General features: G+C 66.6%; 13 protein-coding genes. 10 read left to right on the top strand and 3 right to left on the bottom strand.

The features are described from left to right. Window positions 1-129: 129 nt before the first annotated feature. Together ACYCAX_RS12830 and ACYCAX_RS12825 are read right to left on the bottom strand one after the other, a co-directional pair. A complete protein-coding gene (locus ACYCAX_RS12830) occupies window positions 130-1329 on the bottom strand; it encodes a CaiB/BaiF CoA transferase family protein (protein WP_015478443.1) in 1200 nt (399 codons plus the stop codon). Between the two features lie 33 nt (window positions 1330-1362). Beyond that, window positions 1363-1509 carry a hypothetical protein gene (locus ACYCAX_RS12825; RefSeq protein ID WP_157883338.1) on the bottom strand — a complete coding sequence of 49 codons (147 nt, stop codon included), beginning with the start codon at window positions 1507-1509 and terminating at the stop codon, window positions 1363-1365. Window positions 1510-1590: 81 nt separating this feature from the next. Here ACYCAX_RS12825 and ACYCAX_RS12820 point away from each other — a divergent pair, with 81 nt between their 5' ends. The 3 genes from ACYCAX_RS12820 to recJ all read left to right on the top strand — a co-directional run bounded on the left by ACYCAX_RS12820 (window position 1591) and on the right by recJ (window position 5242). Continuing rightward, window positions 1591-2769 (top strand): GGDEF domain-containing protein, encoded by a 1179-nt coding sequence (locus tag ACYCAX_RS12820; protein ID WP_460248162.1) that lies wholly within the window; start codon window positions 1591-1593, stop codon window positions 2767-2769. A 61-nt stretch (window positions 2770-2830) separates the two neighbouring features. Further along, window positions 2831-3370 carry a YaeQ family protein gene (locus ACYCAX_RS12815; RefSeq protein ID WP_460248161.1) on the top strand — a complete coding sequence of 180 codons (540 nt, stop codon included), beginning with the start codon at window positions 2831-2833 and terminating at the stop codon, window positions 3368-3370. Between the two features lie 156 nt (window positions 3371-3526). Continuing rightward, on the top strand, window positions 3527-5242 hold the full coding sequence (recJ, locus tag ACYCAX_RS12810; protein WP_460248160.1) for a single-stranded-DNA-specific exonuclease RecJ: 1716 nt from the start codon (window positions 3527-3529) through the stop codon (window positions 5240-5242). A 258-nt stretch (window positions 5243-5500) separates the two neighbouring features. Here recJ and ACYCAX_RS12805 read toward each other — a convergent pair whose 3' ends face one another. Further along, the gene (locus ACYCAX_RS12805; protein WP_460248159.1) at window positions 5501-6508 is read right to left on the bottom strand and encodes an IS5 family transposase; all 1008 of its coding nucleotides are present in this window, start codon (window positions 6506-6508) and stop codon (window positions 5501-5503) included. A gap of 258 nt (window positions 6509-6766) precedes the next feature. Here ACYCAX_RS12805 and hutC point away from each other — a divergent pair, with 258 nt between their 5' ends. From hutC to ACYCAX_RS12770, 7 genes are all read left to right on the top strand, one after another. Next, window positions 6767-7510, top strand: coding sequence for a histidine utilization repressor (gene hutC / locus ACYCAX_RS12800; protein ID WP_015478439.1), 744 nt, complete (start codon window positions 6767-6769; stop codon window positions 7508-7510). Between the two features lie 385 nt (window positions 7511-7895). After that, a complete protein-coding gene (gene hutU, locus ACYCAX_RS12795; RefSeq protein WP_460248172.1) occupies window positions 7896-9569 on the top strand; it encodes a urocanate hydratase in 1674 nt (557 codons plus the stop codon). Window positions 9570-9579: 10 nt separating this feature from the next. Then, window positions 9580-10752, top strand: coding sequence for a CaiB/BaiF CoA transferase family protein (locus ACYCAX_RS12790; protein WP_460248158.1), 1173 nt, complete (start codon window positions 9580-9582; stop codon window positions 10750-10752). Beyond that, window positions 10749-11894: an acyl-CoA dehydrogenase family protein gene (locus ACYCAX_RS12785; protein WP_460248157.1), complete on the top strand. Its 1146-nt coding sequence runs from the start codon at window positions 10749-10751 to the stop codon at window positions 11892-11894. The genes ACYCAX_RS12790 and ACYCAX_RS12785 overlap by 4 nt, the downstream gene beginning before the upstream one ends. Before the next feature lie 107 nt (window positions 11895-12001). Then, window positions 12002-13411: a purine-cytosine permease family protein gene (locus ACYCAX_RS12780; RefSeq protein WP_460248156.1), complete on the top strand. Its 1410-nt coding sequence runs from the start codon at window positions 12002-12004 to the stop codon at window positions 13409-13411. A gap of 199 nt (window positions 13412-13610) precedes the next feature. After that, window positions 13611-13931: a transcriptional repressor gene (locus tag ACYCAX_RS12775; protein ID WP_015478434.1), complete on the top strand. Its 321-nt coding sequence runs from the start codon at window positions 13611-13613 to the stop codon at window positions 13929-13931. A 91-nt stretch (window positions 13932-14022) separates the two neighbouring features. Beyond that, complete coding sequence (locus ACYCAX_RS12770) at window positions 14023-15129, top strand: NADH:flavin oxidoreductase/NADH oxidase (protein ID WP_015478433.1); 1107 nt, start codon at window positions 14023-14025, stop codon at window positions 15127-15129. Window positions 15130-15215 lie beyond the last annotated feature (86 nt).

The following is a 15215-nucleotide window of genomic DNA, read 5'->3' as shown; positions in this document are numbered from 1 at the left end:
CTGGGGCGGCGTTTGCGTTACTGGCCTGCAGCTACAGGGGCGTGCTTTTGTAGTAGCGGACCTTGGCTGCGATGCTTTGGGGGGCGGCATTCCTGCTCCAACCGAGATGGCGGATAGCGCCCTGCACAGTTACACAGCCCCCTGTTGCCGCATCACCGCAATAGCCGCCGCGTCATACCCCAGCCCGCCCAGCACCTCATCGGTATGCTCGCCCAGCCCCGGCCCGATCCAGTCCGCCGAGCCAGGCGTGTCGGAGAGCTTGGGCACGATGCCCGGCATGCGGAAGGGCTTGCCGTCCGGCAGCTTGGCCGAGAGGAACATCTCGCGGGCGAGGAACTGCGGGTCGGCGAACATATCCTCGGCGGAGTAGATGCGGCTGGCTGGCACTTCGGCTTCGCCCAGTACCTTCAGCACGCTGTCCAGGGGCTCCGAGCGGGCCCAGCGGTCGATCACCCCGTACAGCTCGTCGCGGCGCTGGTCGCGCCCGGCGTTGTCCGCCAGTTGCGGGTCATCCGCCAGGTCGGTGCGGCCGATGGCGAGCATGAAGCGGCGGAAGATCGCGTCGCCGTTGGCGGCGATCTGCACGTGCTTGCCGTCGGCGCTGGTGTGCACGGAGGAGGGCGTGATGCCGGGCATGATGTTGCCGGTGCGCTCGCGGATGAAGCCGAACACATCGAACTCCGGCACCATCGATTCCATCATGGCGAACACCGCTTCATACAGCGCCACGTCCACCACCTGCCCCTGTCCGCCATTGATCTCGCGGTGGCGCAGCGCCATCAATGCGCCGATCACGCCCCACAGCGCGGCGATGGAGTCGCCGATGGAGATGCCGGTGCGCACCGGCGGGCGGTCCTCGAAGCCGGTGATGTAGCGCAGCCCGCCCATCGACTCGCCCACCGCGCCGAAGCCCGGCTGGTCCTTGTAGGGGCCGCTCTGGCCGAAGCCGGAGAGGCGCACCATCACCAGACGGGGATTCAGCGCGTGAATCACGTCCCAGCCCAGGCCGAGTTTTTCCAGCACGCCGGGGCGGAAGTTCTCGATCAGGATATCCGCCTCGGCCAGCAGCTTCTTCAGCACGTCGCGCCCGGCCTCGTGCTTGAGGTTGAGGGTCAGCGAACGCTTGTTGCGGGCCTGCACGAACCACCACAGCGAGGTGCCTTCGTAGAGCTTGCGCCACTTGCGCAGCGGGTCGCCGCCGTCGGGCGATTCGACCTTGATCACCTCGGCGCCGAATTCCGCGCACAGGCGCGAGGCGAAGGGACCGGCGATCAGCGTGCCAAGCTCGATCACTTTGAGGCCGGCGAGGGGTTTGGTTGTGGTGTTCATCGGTCGGTCCGTTCGGCGGGTGGTCGGCGGACTTTACCGCCCACGTGGGCGTTCGAACAGGCCGCCGGGCCGGCCGTCCGCCATCGGTGCTTTGCGCAGGCGGCGGGCGCGCGTAGAGTAGTTGCATTCGAGTGCGTTTCCATCTTCAGCTCGCCTGGTTTCGGGCAGGTACTTCGTCATGTGCTCCTCTTCTTCAAGACAGCCCGATGCTCTTGTGGCGCTCCCCGGCGGATGCGCGCAGGCCGACGGCGAGGGGGCTGCATGACGTTGTATTTGCCGACGCTGATCGTCGTCGACCTTTATGTGCTGACCCTGGTCGGCGTGCTGATGGCGTTCGCCTGGCACAGCGGCCGTCGCGAACCGACCCTCGGCTACATGAGCGCCGCGCTGCTGCTGGGCGCGCTCGGTACCGTCCTCGGCACCCTGCGGGGGATGAACATCGACCTGGTGCCGATCCTGCTGGGCAACATCGTCCTGTACCTCAGTTCGGCGCTGAGCTGGACCGCCCTGCGCGTGTTCGCCGGACGCAAGCCGCACTGGCCGCTGATCGGCGCCGGGGCCGCATTCTGGGCGCTGCTCTGCCTGATCCCGGCGTTCTACGAATCCCTGGCGGCACGGGTTTTCGCCAATACGGCGATCATCCTCGTCTACTGCCTGGCCGGCATCGGCGAACTGTGGCGCAGCCGCCACAAACTGGAGGTGGAGCTGCGTCCGATCCTGGCGCTGATGCTCTTCCATACCGGTACCTACGCGGTGCGCCTGGCGGTCGACCGTGGCATGCCATTCCAGAGCGTGACCAGCAACGGCCAGGGATCGACCTTCTTCACCCTGCTGGTCTTCGAAACCATGCTGTTCGCCATCGGTATCGCCTTCGCCACCCTGGCGATGGTCAGGGAGCGCGCCGAACTGCAGTTCCGCAGCGCCGCCCTGAGCGATCCGCTGACCGGCGTGGGTAACCGCCGCGCCTTCATGGAGACCGGCGAGCGCCTGCTGCGGCTGTGCGCCGAGCGGGGCGAGCAGGCATCGTTGCTGCTCTGCGACCTGGACAACTTCAAGCGTCTCAACGACTCCTACGGCCACCCTGCCGGCGACCGCGTGCTGGTGGAGTTCAGCCGCATCACCGCCTCGCGCATGCGCAAGCAGGACCAGTTCGCCCGCATCGGCGGAGAGGAGTTCGCCTGCCTGCTGGTGGCCGCCGATACCGAGGGTGCCTGCCAGGTGGCCGAGCGGGTGCGCCGGGAGTTCGCCGAGCTGCCGTTCATGGCCGAGGGCCAGCTCAGCGTCAGCATCGGCATCGCCACCACCCGCGAGGCCGGGCATGACCTGCTGCGCCTCTTGTCGCTGGCCGACCAGGCGCTCTATGCCGCCAAGGCCAAGGGCCGCAACCGCATCGAACTGGCCGCGCCGGAGCCGGGAACCGACCGACGCCCGCGTACTTGATCAACCGAGCCGGTGCTTTCGCGGTAGACTTGCCGCCTTCGAAAAATCGCCGGGAACCCTCATGGCCCTGTCCGCCACGCCCTACAAAGCCGATATCAGCCTGACCGACCTCGACCGTGGGGTCTACGAGACCCTGCGCTTCACCGTCGCCCGCCATCCCTCGGAAACCGAGGAGCGCCTGGCGGTGCGCCTGCTCGCCTACGTCATCTGGTACAACGAGCAGCTGGCGTTCGGTCGCGGCCTGTCGGACGTGGAAGAGCCATCGCTCTGGGAAAAGAGCCTGGACGACCGCGTGCTGCACTGGATCGAAGTCGGCCAGCCCGACGCCGACCGCCTGACCTGGTGCTCGCGTCGCTGCGAGAAGCTGACCCTGGTCGCCTACGGCAACCTGCGCGTGTGGACCACCAAGGTGCTCGACAGCGTGCGCCACCTGAAGAACCTCAACGTCGTCGCCATGCCCCAGGAGCCGCTGGAGGAAATCTCCCGCGACCTGCCGCGCTCGATCAACTGGACCGTGATGATCAGCGAAGGGACCCTCTTCGTGACCGACGAGCGCGGCCAGCATGAACTCCAGGTTGAATGGCTGATGGGCGAACGCTGATCCGGAGCTGCTGCGTGTCGGCCGGGCTGCGTTGGCGACAGGCTCGGGCGTGCTCATTTGCTGCAGCAAACTCCGCCGCCCAAGCCTGCCGCCGCCTTGCCCGGCTCTAGCTCGCAAGCTCCGGGCGAAATTCAGACACGTACAACTGGAACACCCATGCGCATCGAATCCCGCCCCCTCCCGCCAACCCTGCCCGACCTGGGCGACCTGCCGCCGCTGCTGACCCGTCTCTACGCCGCCCGTGGCGTGCAGAGCGCCGCCGAGCTGGACAAGGGGTTGGCGCGACTGATTCCCTACCAGCAGCTCAAGGGCGTGGACGCGGCGGTGGAACTGCTGGTCGATGCGCTGGAGAAGGGCCAGCGGATTCTCTACGTCGGTGATTTCGACGCCGACGGCGCCACCGCCAGCAGCGTCGGCGTGCTGGCGCTGCGCATGCTCGGCGCGACCTGGGTCGATTACCTGGTGCCCAATCGCTTCGAATACGGCTACGGCCTGACCCCGGAAATCGTCGCCGTGGCGCTGGAAAAGCGCCCGGACCTGCTGGTCACCGTGGACAACGGCATTTCCAGCATCGACGGCGTCGCCGCCGCCAAGGCCGCCGGCTTGCGCGTGCTGGTCACCGACCACCACCTGCCGGGACCGGAACTGCCCGCCGCCGACGCCATCGTCAATCCGAACCAGCCCGGCTGTGAATTTCCCAGCAAGGCGATGGCCGGTGTCGGCGTGATCTTCTACGTGATGCTCGCCCTGCGCGCGCGCCTGCGTGAGCGCGGCTGGTTCGCCGCGCGCGGCATCGCTGAGCCGAACCTCGCCGAACTGCTCGACCTGGTGTCCCTGGGCAGTGTCGCCGACGTGGTGCCGCTGGACGCCAACAACCGCATCCTGGTGCACCAGGGCCTGGCGCGCATCCGCGCCGGCCGTGCCCGGCCGGGCCTGCGGGCGTTGCTGGAAGTGGCCGGGCGCGATGGCCGCCGCATCACCTCCACGGACCTGGGCTTCATCCTCGGCCCGCGCCTGAACGCCGCCGGGCGCCTGGACGACATGTCCCTCGGCATCGAACTGCTGCTCTGCGAGGACGAGGCCCTGGCCCGCGACATGGCGGTGCAGCTCGATGCGCTCAACCAGGACCGCAAGGCCATCGAGCAGGGCATGCAGCGCGAGGCGCTGGCCCAGCTCAAGGAACTGCCGATGGAGGAGATGCCCTTCGGCCTGTGTCTGTTCGACGCCGAATGGCACCAGGGGGTGATCGGCATCCTCGCCTCGCGCCTGAAGGAACGTTACCACCGCCCGACCATCGCCTTCGCCGATGCCGGCGACGGCAGCCTGAAGGGGTCGGCGCGCTCGGTGCCGGGCTTCCACATCCGCGATGCGCTGGACGCCGTGGCCGCCCGCCATCCGGGGCTGATCAGCAAGTTCGGCGGCCATGCGATGGCCGCCGGCCTGTCGCTGCCGCAGGAAAACTTCGGCGCCTTCGCCGCCGCCTTCGACGCCGAGGTGCGCCGCCAACTGGACGAGGACGATCTCACCGGACGCCTGCTCTCCGACGGCCAGCTCGGCGCCGAGGAGTTCCACCTGGAGCTGGCGCGGGCGATCCGCCAGGCCGGTCCCTGGGGCCAGCATTTCCCCGAACCGCTGTTCCACGGCGTGTTCCAGGTCGTCCAGCAGCGCGTCGTCGGCGAGCGTCACTTGAAGCTGGTGCTCAAGACCGAATGCGGCTCGCTGCAGTTGGATGCCATCGCCTTCAACATCGACCGCGAGGTCTGGCCCAATCCCACCGTGCGCTGGGCGGAAGTGGCCTACAAGCTGGACGTCAACGAGTTCCGTGGCAACGAGACGGTGCAGTTGATGGTGGCGCATATCGCGCCGCGCTAGTCCTCGCCAGTATTTCGTAGGATCGAGCCTTTCGTAGGAGCGAGGGGGACGCCATCGTTATTGCTCGCGAACAGGCTCGCCGGTTGTGCCGTTGCTCGGGCGGGTTCGCGAGCAAGCTCGCTCCTACAGGGCACCTCTAAAAACCCAGTTTTTGAGCTGAATGCAAGGCGTGTGGAAGTGACTGGCGGCAAAAGTTCAGGCCTGACACTTATCGCAACGGGTGCAATGCAGGCCGAAGACGCCGGCCTGTTGTCCTCCTCACGCCATCTCCAGCAGGCTCGACATCCTTTTCAGGTTGTACACCGCTGATTTGATCGTCAAACCAAACTGCGCGCGTGCCATCCCGATGCTGCGGATCGTCTTGCCGCCCATCTGTGCCAGGCTGGCAAATATGTGCTCAACCCGAGCGCGTGGGCTGGCGATGCGCTTGTTGCGTGCCTTGTCCCGCTCTGTGATCGGCTTGCCGGCTTGCCCTTTGCGCTGAATGTGCGGGCGCCATCCATTGAGCTTGAGCCAGCGTTCGCGTGGCTTGTCGTGATAGCCACGGTCAGCCCAGAAGCCCCGGCTGCTGTTACCCCGATCCAGCACATCGATCAAATGAAGCGTGTCGGCCTCGCTGGCATCGCTCACCCGCACGTTGCGGATCAGCTTGTGCCGGCGATCCACGCTGACCGACAGCTTGTAGCCGAAGTACGATTTGCCGTGCTTCTTTGTCCAGCGCGCCTCGACATCCTTTTGCCGGCGCTTGGCTGGTTTCCACTCGACGGGGGCTGCTCGCTGCTTCACGAATTCCTGTTCTTCAGCCGTGTTGTGCTGGGTTGGAGCGCGGACGATGCTGGCATCGATGATCTGTCCTTCGCGGGCGTTGAAGCCGTTGAGCTGCAGTTGGCGCTGCACTTCATCAAAGATCAGATGCTCGACCTTGGCCTGAACGAGCCGCTCACGGAAATTCCAGATCGTATTGCGATCCGGCATACGCGCGGTGTTCTTCAGCCCGGCAAAACGCTGAAAGCTCATGCGGTCGAGTAGCTGAAACTCCATCTGCTCGTCGGACAAGTTGAACAACTGCTGCAAGACCAGCAGGCGCGTCATGAGCTCTGTCGGGTACGGAGGCCTACCGCCTTTGGCGCGACTCGGGCGAGGAACCCAGCGGTCGATCTCCTCGGCCATGAGGCGGAAGTCGACATGCTTGTTCAGCAGTGCCAGCGGATCACCCAAGCTGTCGAGTTTCGCTTCGCGTTCCTGGTCGGCAAATAGGCTTAGCATGCGCTGGCAGTCCTGTGGTTCGGGGACTCAGATTTTAATGGGAACGGCCGGTTTTTGGAGGTTCCCTACAGTCGGTCTCGGCAGACAGTAGGGCGAATAACCTGGAACAGGTTATCCGCCGGCTCCCTGCTGGCGGATAACGCTGGCGCGTAGGCCGGTGATTCGGCTACGCAACTACGCGGCTACGGCGCGTAGGCGGCAGGCACGGTGGCGGGTAAACTGGCGCCTAGCCCGCCACCCGCCGATTCAGGAGCTGCCGTGTCACAAGATCATTCCTCCCTGGCCGCCTTCGCGCTGGAAACCCCGGCGCCCCTGTATGCGCGGGTCAAGGAAATCATCCTGCAGCAGATCCGCAACGGCGTGTGGAAGCCCAACTCCAAGCTGCCCTCGGAGAGCGAACTGTTCGCCCTGCTGGGGGTGAGCCGGATGACCATCAACCGTGCGCTGCGCGAGCTGACCATCGAGGGCGTGCTGGTGCGCCTGCAGGGCGTCGGTACCTTCGTCGCCGAGCAGAAGGGCCATGCCGCACTCTTCGAGATCCACAATATCGCCGAGGAGATCACCGCCCGCGGTCACGAGCACCGTTGCGAAGTGGTGCTGCTCGAACCGCTCCCCGAGGGCGCGGATCTGTCCATGCCGTTCGAGCTGGAGAACGTCAGCCGTATCTTCCACTCGGTGGTGGTGCATTACGAGAACGACGTGCCGGTGCAACTGGAGGAACGCTTCGTCAACGCCGAAGTGGCGCCCGAGTATCTGCAGCAGGACTTCACCCGCATCACGCCCTACGCCTACCTGATCCAACTGGCGCCGCTCACCGAGGGCGAGCACGTGGTCGAGGCGATCAATGCCGAGGCTGCGGACTGCAAGCTGCTGCGCATCAAGCGCGGCGATGCCTGTCTGCTGATTCGCCGGCGTACCTGGTCTGCGAAGGGGCAGGTGGGGGCGGCGCGGTTGGTCTATCCGGGGTCGCGTTATCGTCTCGAAGGCCGCTTCGGGCAGTAGCCGTTCCGTCGTCTCTCCGGGGCGGAATGTCCGCTCCGGATGCACCGCTTTGTTACCCTCGCGCACCAGGTTGTTACTTTTTCACCTTTCCTTCTCGCTGGTTCGTTCGCATCCGGCAGGCCGTGAATCTTCCACTCGGACATTTCGCGGCGATCTTATCTATTTGAAATAAAAGATCTTATTCCAATTTCCGAACGGCCCCCGCGGAGCACCGGCGCCATCTGGCCTTCACTTTGCATTGTCTTGTATATACAGGTTGATATAAGGCTATATACCTATCAGGTAACAGCAGATGACCAAGACGTTTCTGCATACCCGTTTTCGCCACGCCGGAATGACCTCCGGTGAACCCCTGGCGCCACCACCCGCAAGTGAGGAAGACCCGATGAGCTCCACCGGCCGTTACCGCGATACCGAAATCCGTGCCCCGCGCGGCACCCAACGCAGCGCCAAGAGCTGGCTGACCGAAGCGCCGCTGCGCATGCTGATGAACAACCTCGACCCGGAAGTCGCCGAGAACCCGAAGGAACTGGTGGTGTACGGCGGCATCGGCCGCGCCGCGCGCAACTGGGAGTGCTACGACAAGATCGTCGCCACCCTCAAGGAACTGAATGACGACGAAACCCTGCTGGTGCAGTCCGGCAAGCCGGTCGGCGTGTTCAAGACCCACGCCAACGCCCCGCGCGTGCTGATCGCCAATTCCAACCTGGTGCCGCACTGGGCCAACTGGGAACACTTCAACGAACTGGATGCCAAGGGCCTGGCCATGTACGGCCAGATGACCGCCGGCTCGTGGATCTACATCGGCAGCCAGGGCATCGTCCAGGGCACCTACGAAACCTTCGTCGAAGCCGGCCGCCAGCACTACGACGGCAACCTCAAGGGCCGCTGGGTGCTCACCGCCGGCCTGGGCGGCATGGGCGGCGCCCAGCCGCTGGCCGCGACCCTGGCCGGCGCCTGCTCGCTGAATATCGAATGCCAGCAGAGCCGCATCGACTTCCGCCTTGCCAGCCGTTACGTCGACGAGCAGGCCAAGGACCTCGACGACGCCCTGGCGCGCATCGCCAAATACACCGCCGAAGGCAAGGCCATCTCCATTGCCCTGCTGGGCAACGCCGCGGAAATCCTCCCGGAACTGCTCAAGCGCGGCGTGCGCCCGGACATGGTCACCGACCAGACCTCCGCCCACGACCCGCTCAACGGCTACCTGCCGGCCGGCTGGACCTGGGAGCAGTACCGCGACCGCGCACAGACCGAACCGGCCGCCGTGGTCAAGGCCGCCAAGCAGTCCATGGCCGTGCACGTCAAAGCCATGCTGGAGTTCCAGAAGCAGGGCATCCCGACCTTCGACTACGGCAACAACATCCGCCAGATGGCCAAGGAAGAGGGCGTGGACAACGCCTTCGACTTCCCCGGCTTCGTCCCGGCCTACATCCGCCCGCTGTTCTGCCGTGGCGTCGGTCCGTTCCGCTGGGCCGCGCTGTCGGGCGATGCCGAGGACATCTACAAGACCGACGCCAAGGTCAAGGAGCTGATCCCTGATGACGCCCACCTGCACAATTGGCTGGACATGGCCAAGGAGCGCATCAGCTTCCAGGGCCTGCCGGCACGCATCTGCTGGGTCGGCCTGGGCCAGCGCGCCAAGCTGGGCCTGGCGTTCAACGAGATGGTGCGTAGCGGCGAGCTGAAGGCCCCGATCGTGATCGGCCGCGACCACCTGGACTCCGGCTCGGTGTCCAGCCCGAACCGCGAGACCGAAGCCATGCGCGACGGCTCCGACGCCGTGTCCGACTGGCCGCTGCTCAACGCCCTTCTGAACACCGCCAGCGGCGCCACCTGGGTTTCGCTGCACCACGGCGGCGGGGTGGGCATGGGCTTCTCCCAGCACTCGGGGATGGTGATCGTCTGCGACGGCACCGACGAAGCGGCGGCGCGCATCGCCCGCGTGCTGACCAACGACCCGGGCACCGGCGTGATGCGCCATGCCGACGCCGGCTACCAGATCGCCATCGACTGCGCCAGGGAGCAGGGCCTGAACCTGCCGATGATCACCGGCTGAGGGCCGAACCATGAGCAACGTGACTGAACTGCCGACCCCACAACCGCTGATGGGCGTGCGTGTGCTGGACCTCAGCCGGGTGCTGGCCGGCCCGCACTGCACCGCCATGCTCGCCGACCTCGGCGCCGAGGTGATCAAGTTCGAAGTGCCGGGGCACGGCGACGACAGTCGTCACCTCGGCCCGTTCAAGGACGGCGAGAGCGTCTACTTCGGCCTGATCAACCGCGGCAAGCGCAGCGTCGAACTGGACTTCAAGGCGCCCGACGACCTGCAGCGCTTCTACCGGATGGTGGCCGACGCCGACGTGGTGGTGGAGAACTTCCGTCCCGGCGTCACCCAGCGCCTGGGCATCGACTTCGACAGCCTCAAGCGGCACAACCCCAGGCTGATCTACGCGAGCATCTCCGGCTTCGGCCAGAACGGCCCGCTATCGCGCCGCCCGGCCTATGACATCGTCGCGCAGGCGATGTCCGGGCTGATGAGCGTCAGCGGTTTCCCCGAAACCGGTCCGACCCGCAGCGGCGAGGCGTTGGGCGACCTGTGCGCCGGCATCTACGCGGCCTGGGCGATCAGCAGCGCGCTGTTCGCCCGCGAGCACCAGGGCAGCAGCGCGCAGTACATCGATGTCGCCATGTTCGACGTGCTGGTCAGCCTGCAGATGACCGGCCTGTCCAACCTGTTCGCCCACGGCCGGGCGCCGGGGCTGGTGGGCAACCGCCACCCGGTGTCCACGCCCTTCGATACCTACCGCGCCGCCGATGGCCTGGTGGTGATCGCGGTGGCCAGCGACAAGCTGTTCCGGCGCTTCTGCGAAAGCATCGGCCGCGCCGAACTGGCGGAGGATCCGCGTTTCGCCGACGACCCGTCGCGCACCTGCAACGAACAGGCCTTGCGCGCCGAGATCGAGCGCTGGACCGGCGCGCGTAGCGTCGAGGACGCCTGCGACCTGCTGCTGGATGCCGGGGTGCCGGCGTCGCCAGTGTGGAACCTCGCCGAGGCCACCGGCAGCGAGCAGGCACAGGTGCGCCAACTGCTCGTGCAACCGGGCGACGGCCAGCCGCCGCTGGTGCCGCAACCTGTCTACTTCAACGGGCGCAAGCCCCATGCCGCCACGCGCGCGCCTCGCCTGGGCGAAGCCAATGCCGTGTTCGGCCTCGACAACCGTGCTGGAGCTGTCCAATGAACTTTGCAATCGACGCCACCGAACTGGCCATCGTCGACTCGGCCGAACGCGTCTGCCGCGACGTCCTGGCCGCCAACGCGCAACGCTACGACGAAGAGGAGAGCTTCTGCGCGGAAAGCCTGCAGGCCCTGGGCGAACTGGGCTTCATGGGGATCAACCTGCCGGAGACCTATGGCGGCTTCGGCATCGGCAGCCTGGCCATGAGCCGGGTGGTCGAAGCGGTGTCCGCCGCCTGTGCCTCCACAGCCTCGGCACTCACCGCGCACTTCCTCGCCACTGACTCGATCCTCATCGGCGGCAGCGAGGAGCAGCGCCAGGAATGGCTGCCACGCTGCGCCTCCGGCGAACTGTTGGGGGCCTTCGGCCTGACCGAGCCGGCAGCCGGTTCCAACCCGGCGGACATGCGTACCCGCGCCATGCGCGAGGAGGGGGGGTGGCGTATCCGTGGCAGCAAGCACTACATCACCAACGCTCGCGAAGCCGACTTCATCGTCCTCTACGCCAAGACCGATGCGGAAGCCGGCGCCCGTGGCATCAGCGCCTTCATGATTCCCAAGGGCACCGCCGGCGTCACCTTCGCCAACCCGGAAAAAACCATGGGTCTGCGCGGCAGCACCATCTACGAGCTGGCGCTGGATTGCTGGCTGCCCGCCGAGGCGCTGTTGGGGCAGGAGAACCAGGGTTTCCGTACCGCTATGGAAGTGCTCGACCGTGGCCGCGTGGAAGTCGCCGCCATGTCCCTGGGGATCGCCCGCGCAGCCCTGGAATACGCGCTGAAGTGGGTGGACGAACGGCAGATCGGGCCCAAGCCGCTGTCCGCCTACCAGGGCACCCAGTGGCGCATCGCCGACATGTACGCGCAGTTCGAAGCGGCGCGCCTGCTGACCCAGCAGGCGGCGGCGCGGCGCGACAGCGGCGAGCGCTTCAGCCTGGAATCGGCCACCGCCAAGCTGTTCGCCGCCGAGGCCTGCGGCTTCATCACCGACGCCGCGCTGCAACTGCATGGCGGCTACGGCTACATCCGCGACCTGCCGCTGGAGCGTTTCGTGCGCGATGCGCGGATCCTGCGGATCTTCGAGGGAACCTCCGAGGTGCAGAAGATCATCATCTCCCGCGCCGTGCTGGATGCCGCCCGCCATTGACGGCAGGTACGGGGCGGCCGTGCTGGCCGCCCCGGCGAATCAGGAAACGCTGTGCATAACAACAACAGCGCGGCCGGGTGAGCGGCCGTGCGCGAGGAGAAAGCCTCATGGCTGGTAAGTCCCTGATCGAAACCCGTTCCATCGACTACATCCCCGAATCCGAGCGGCATGGCCGGCTGTTCAGCCAGTTCACCCTGTGGTTCGGCTGCAACCTGCAGATCACCGCGATCGTCACCGGCGCCCTGGCCGTGGTGCTGGGCGGCGACGTGTTCTGGTCGCTGATCGGCCTGCTCATCGGACAGGTCTTCGGTGGCGTGGTCATGGCCCTGCATGGTGCTCAGGGGCCCAAGCTGGGGCTGCCGCAGATGATTTCCAGCCGCGTGCAGTTCGGCGTGTTCGGCGCGGTCATCCCGCTGGTGCTGGTGTGCGTGATGTACGTCGGCTTCAATGCCACCGGGACGGTGCTGGCCGGCCAGGCCATCGGCCAGTTGGCGCATGTCAGCGACACCCTAGGCATCCTGGTCTTCGCGGCGGTCATCGTGGTGGTGACGGTCTGCGGCTACCGAGTGATCCACTGGCTGGGCAAGGCTGCCAGCGTGCTGGGTATCGTCGCTTTCGCCTACCTGTTCGTGCGTCTGCTGTCGGTCAACGACATCGGCAGGCTGCTGGAGAACCGCCACTTCGCCTGGAACACTTTCCTGCTGGCGGTCTCGCTGGCAGCGTCCTGGCAGATCGCCTTCGGTCCCTATGTCGCCGACTACTCGCGCTACCTACCCAGCCAGACCTCGTCGCCGAAGACCTTCCTCGCCGTGGGTCTGGGCTCGGTGATCGGCTCGCAGACCTCGATGGTGCTCGGCGTGTTTGCCGCGGCGCTGGCCGGCAAGGCCTTCTCCGGCCAGCCGGTGGCCTATGTGGTCGGCCTGGGCGCCAGCGGCATGCTGGCCGCCGCGCTGTTCTTCAGCGTCGCCTTCGGCAAGGTCACCATCGCCACGCTCAACGCCTACGGCAGCTTCATGTGCATCGCCACCATCATCAGCGGCTTCCGCGGCCACCTGGAGGTGACGCGGCTGCAGCGCCTGCTGTTCGTGCTGCTGATCGTCGGCCTGTCCACCGGCCTGGCGCTGGCCGGGCAGCATTCCTTCCTCGCCGCGTTCAAGTCGTTCCTGCTGTTCCTGCTGGCGTTCTTTACCCCCTGGAGCGCGATCAACCTGGTGGACTACTACTGCATCACCCGCGAACGCTACGACATCCCGGCGCTGTCCGACCCAGATGGTCGCTATGGCCGCTGGAACTGGACCGGTATCGGCGTCTATTGCTTCGGCGTGCTGGTGCAGATGCCCTTCATCGACAGCGGCTTCTACGCCGGCCCGCTGGTGGAGACGCTGGGTGGTGTGGACATCTCCTGGCTGGTCGGCCTGGTGTTGCCGGCGCTGGTCTACTACCTGCTGGCGCGCAATAGCCAGGGGCATGTGCCGGCTCGGCTGATCTCGCCGGAAGCCGGCGACCCGGCGAGCTGAGCCGGAGCGTCGAGGCGGCGAGGGAAACCTGTCGACGCGAAATCCTTTTGCAGATTTTGCCCCGCTCATTCGTCTTGTTAGTAAGAGTCCGTGCCGCTCCCATTGGGTGAGGCACGGACAGGACGACAAGAACGGAGGCCCGAATGCCTGTTTCCCCTTGCTGCGAATCCGTACCCGCCGCCCGGACGGAGGTGCGTCCATGACGGTCGTCGCCGAGCTTTCCGCCCGCCGTACCCAACGCCGCTCCCGCCAGTTGCTGGAACAGGCCGGCCTGCGTTGCAGCCTGCCGCGCCTGAAGCTGCTCGACGCCCTCGCAACGCTGGGCAGCAGCACCGCCGCCGAGCTGCATGCGCATCTGCAGGGCCCCGGTCCGTCGATCACCTTCGACTGCGTCAGCCAGAGCCTGCGCCGCCTGCACCAGAGCGGCATGCTGGTGCGCGACGAGCGCAAGCGCTACAGCCTCGACCCCGCGTTCGACGGCACCGTGCCGGCCCGGGAAGCGGCGTTGGCGGACGGCTGAACCAGGCGCTCGGGCGACGATTACCCGCATTGCCCGGCGAACCCGGTCTACAGTTGTAGGACAAGAACTGAAGACCAGAGGGAGTTCCGCCATGAGCCAGTTGTTCGAGCCCTTGACCCTGCGCCAGCTGACCCTGCCCAACCGCATCGCCGTTTCGCCCATGTGCCAGTACTCGGCCCAGGACGGGCTGGCCAACGACTGGCACCTGGTTCACCTGGGCAGCCGCGCCGTGGGGGGCGCCGGGCTGGTGATCGTCGAAGCCACGGCCGTCGCCCCGGAAGGGCGGATCAGTGCCGAAGACCTGGGTATCTGGAATGACGAACAGATTGAGCCGCTGCGTCGCATCACCCGCTTCCTCGAATCCCAGGGCGCGGTAGCCGGTGTGCAGCTCGCCCACGCGGGGCGCAAGGCCAGCACCTGGGCGCCGTGGCTGGGCAAGCACGGTTCGGCGCCGGTCAGCGAAGGCGGCTGGATCCCGGTGGCGCCGTCGGCCATCGCGTTCGACCCGCAACACACCACACCCATAGCCCTGAGCGAGGAGCAGATCGCGACCATCAAGCAGCAGTTCGTGCGCGGCGCCGAGCGCGCCCTGGCCGCCGGCTTCAAGATCGCCGAGGTGCATGCGGCCCACGGCTATCTGCTGCATCAGTTCCTTTCGCCCTTGTCCAACCAGCGCCGCGACCAGTACGGCACCTGCTTCGAGAACCGCATCCGTTTCCTCCTGGAGGTCACCGAGGCCGTGCGCGCAGTCTGGCCGCAGGAGCTGCCGCTGTTCGTCCGCCTATCCGCCACCGATTGGGTGGAGGATGGCTGGAACCCCGATGAAACCGTGGAGCTGGCGCGCCGCCTGAAGGACCTGGGTGTGGACCTGGTGGACGTGTCCTCCGGCGGCACCGCGGTGAACGCCGAGATTCCGGTGGGGCCGGGCTACCAGACGCAGTTCGCCGAGCGCGTGCGCAAGGAGGCCGGGGTGGCCAGCGGCACTGTCGGCATGATCACCGAGCCGGTGCAGGCCGAGCACATCCTGCGCACCGGCCAGGCCGACCTGATCCTGCTGGCCCGCGAACTGCTGCGCGACCCCTACTGGCCGCTGCATGCCGCCGATGAACTGGGCGGCCAGCCCGTGCCGTGGCCGCCGCAATACCTGCGCGCGGCGCAGCGCGGTACGCCGCAGCGCAAGGCGTTCGGGCAGGTCTGATGGATGACCGGGTCACGCGGGCCAGCCCCGCGTGACCTTTGGGTCATGAAAATAATTGAAATGTGATGTGTGCCGCACAATGGCAT

The sequence above is a fragment of the Pseudomonas sp. MT3 genome (assembly GCF_054720805.1).
Note: the sequence above shows the minus strand (reverse complement) of the source record. Positions and strands in the feature narration are given on the sequence as shown.

Excerpts from the sequence above, each read along its gene's own strand:
- ACYCAX_RS12785 (WP_460248157.1), top strand. The coding sequence starts at position 10,749 with ATGAACTTTGCAATCGACGCCACCGAACTGGCCATCGTCGACTCGGCC.
- ACYCAX_RS12805 (WP_460248159.1), bottom strand. The coding sequence starts at position 6,508 with ATGCTAAGCCTATTTGCCGACCAGGAACGCGAAGCGAAACTCGACAGC.
- ACYCAX_RS12790 (WP_460248158.1), top strand. The coding sequence starts at position 9,580 with ATGAGCAACGTGACTGAACTGCCGACCCCACAACCGCTGATGGGCGTG.
- ACYCAX_RS12770 (WP_015478433.1), top strand. The coding sequence starts at position 14,023 with ATGAGCCAGTTGTTCGAGCCCTTGACCCTGCGCCAGCTGACCCTGCCC.
- ACYCAX_RS12815 (WP_460248161.1), top strand. The coding sequence starts at position 2,831 with ATGGCCCTGTCCGCCACGCCCTACAAAGCCGATATCAGCCTGACCGAC.
- recJ (WP_460248160.1), top strand. The coding sequence starts at position 3,527 with ATGCGCATCGAATCCCGCCCCCTCCCGCCAACCCTGCCCGACCTGGGC.
- ACYCAX_RS12820 (WP_460248162.1), top strand. The coding sequence starts at position 1,591 with ATGACGTTGTATTTGCCGACGCTGATCGTCGTCGACCTTTATGTGCTG.
- hutU (WP_460248172.1), top strand. The coding sequence starts at position 7,896 with ATGAGCTCCACCGGCCGTTACCGCGATACCGAAATCCGTGCCCCGCGC.
- ACYCAX_RS12830 (WP_015478443.1), bottom strand. The coding sequence starts at position 1,329 with ATGAACACCACAACCAAACCCCTCGCCGGCCTCAAAGTGATCGAGCTT.
- ACYCAX_RS12775 (WP_015478434.1), top strand. The coding sequence starts at position 13,611 with ATGACGGTCGTCGCCGAGCTTTCCGCCCGCCGTACCCAACGCCGCTCC.
- ACYCAX_RS12825 (WP_157883338.1), bottom strand. The coding sequence starts at position 1,509 with ATGACGAAGTACCTGCCCGAAACCAGGCGAGCTGAAGATGGAAACGCA.
- ACYCAX_RS12780 (WP_460248156.1), top strand. The coding sequence starts at position 12,002 with ATGGCTGGTAAGTCCCTGATCGAAACCCGTTCCATCGACTACATCCCC.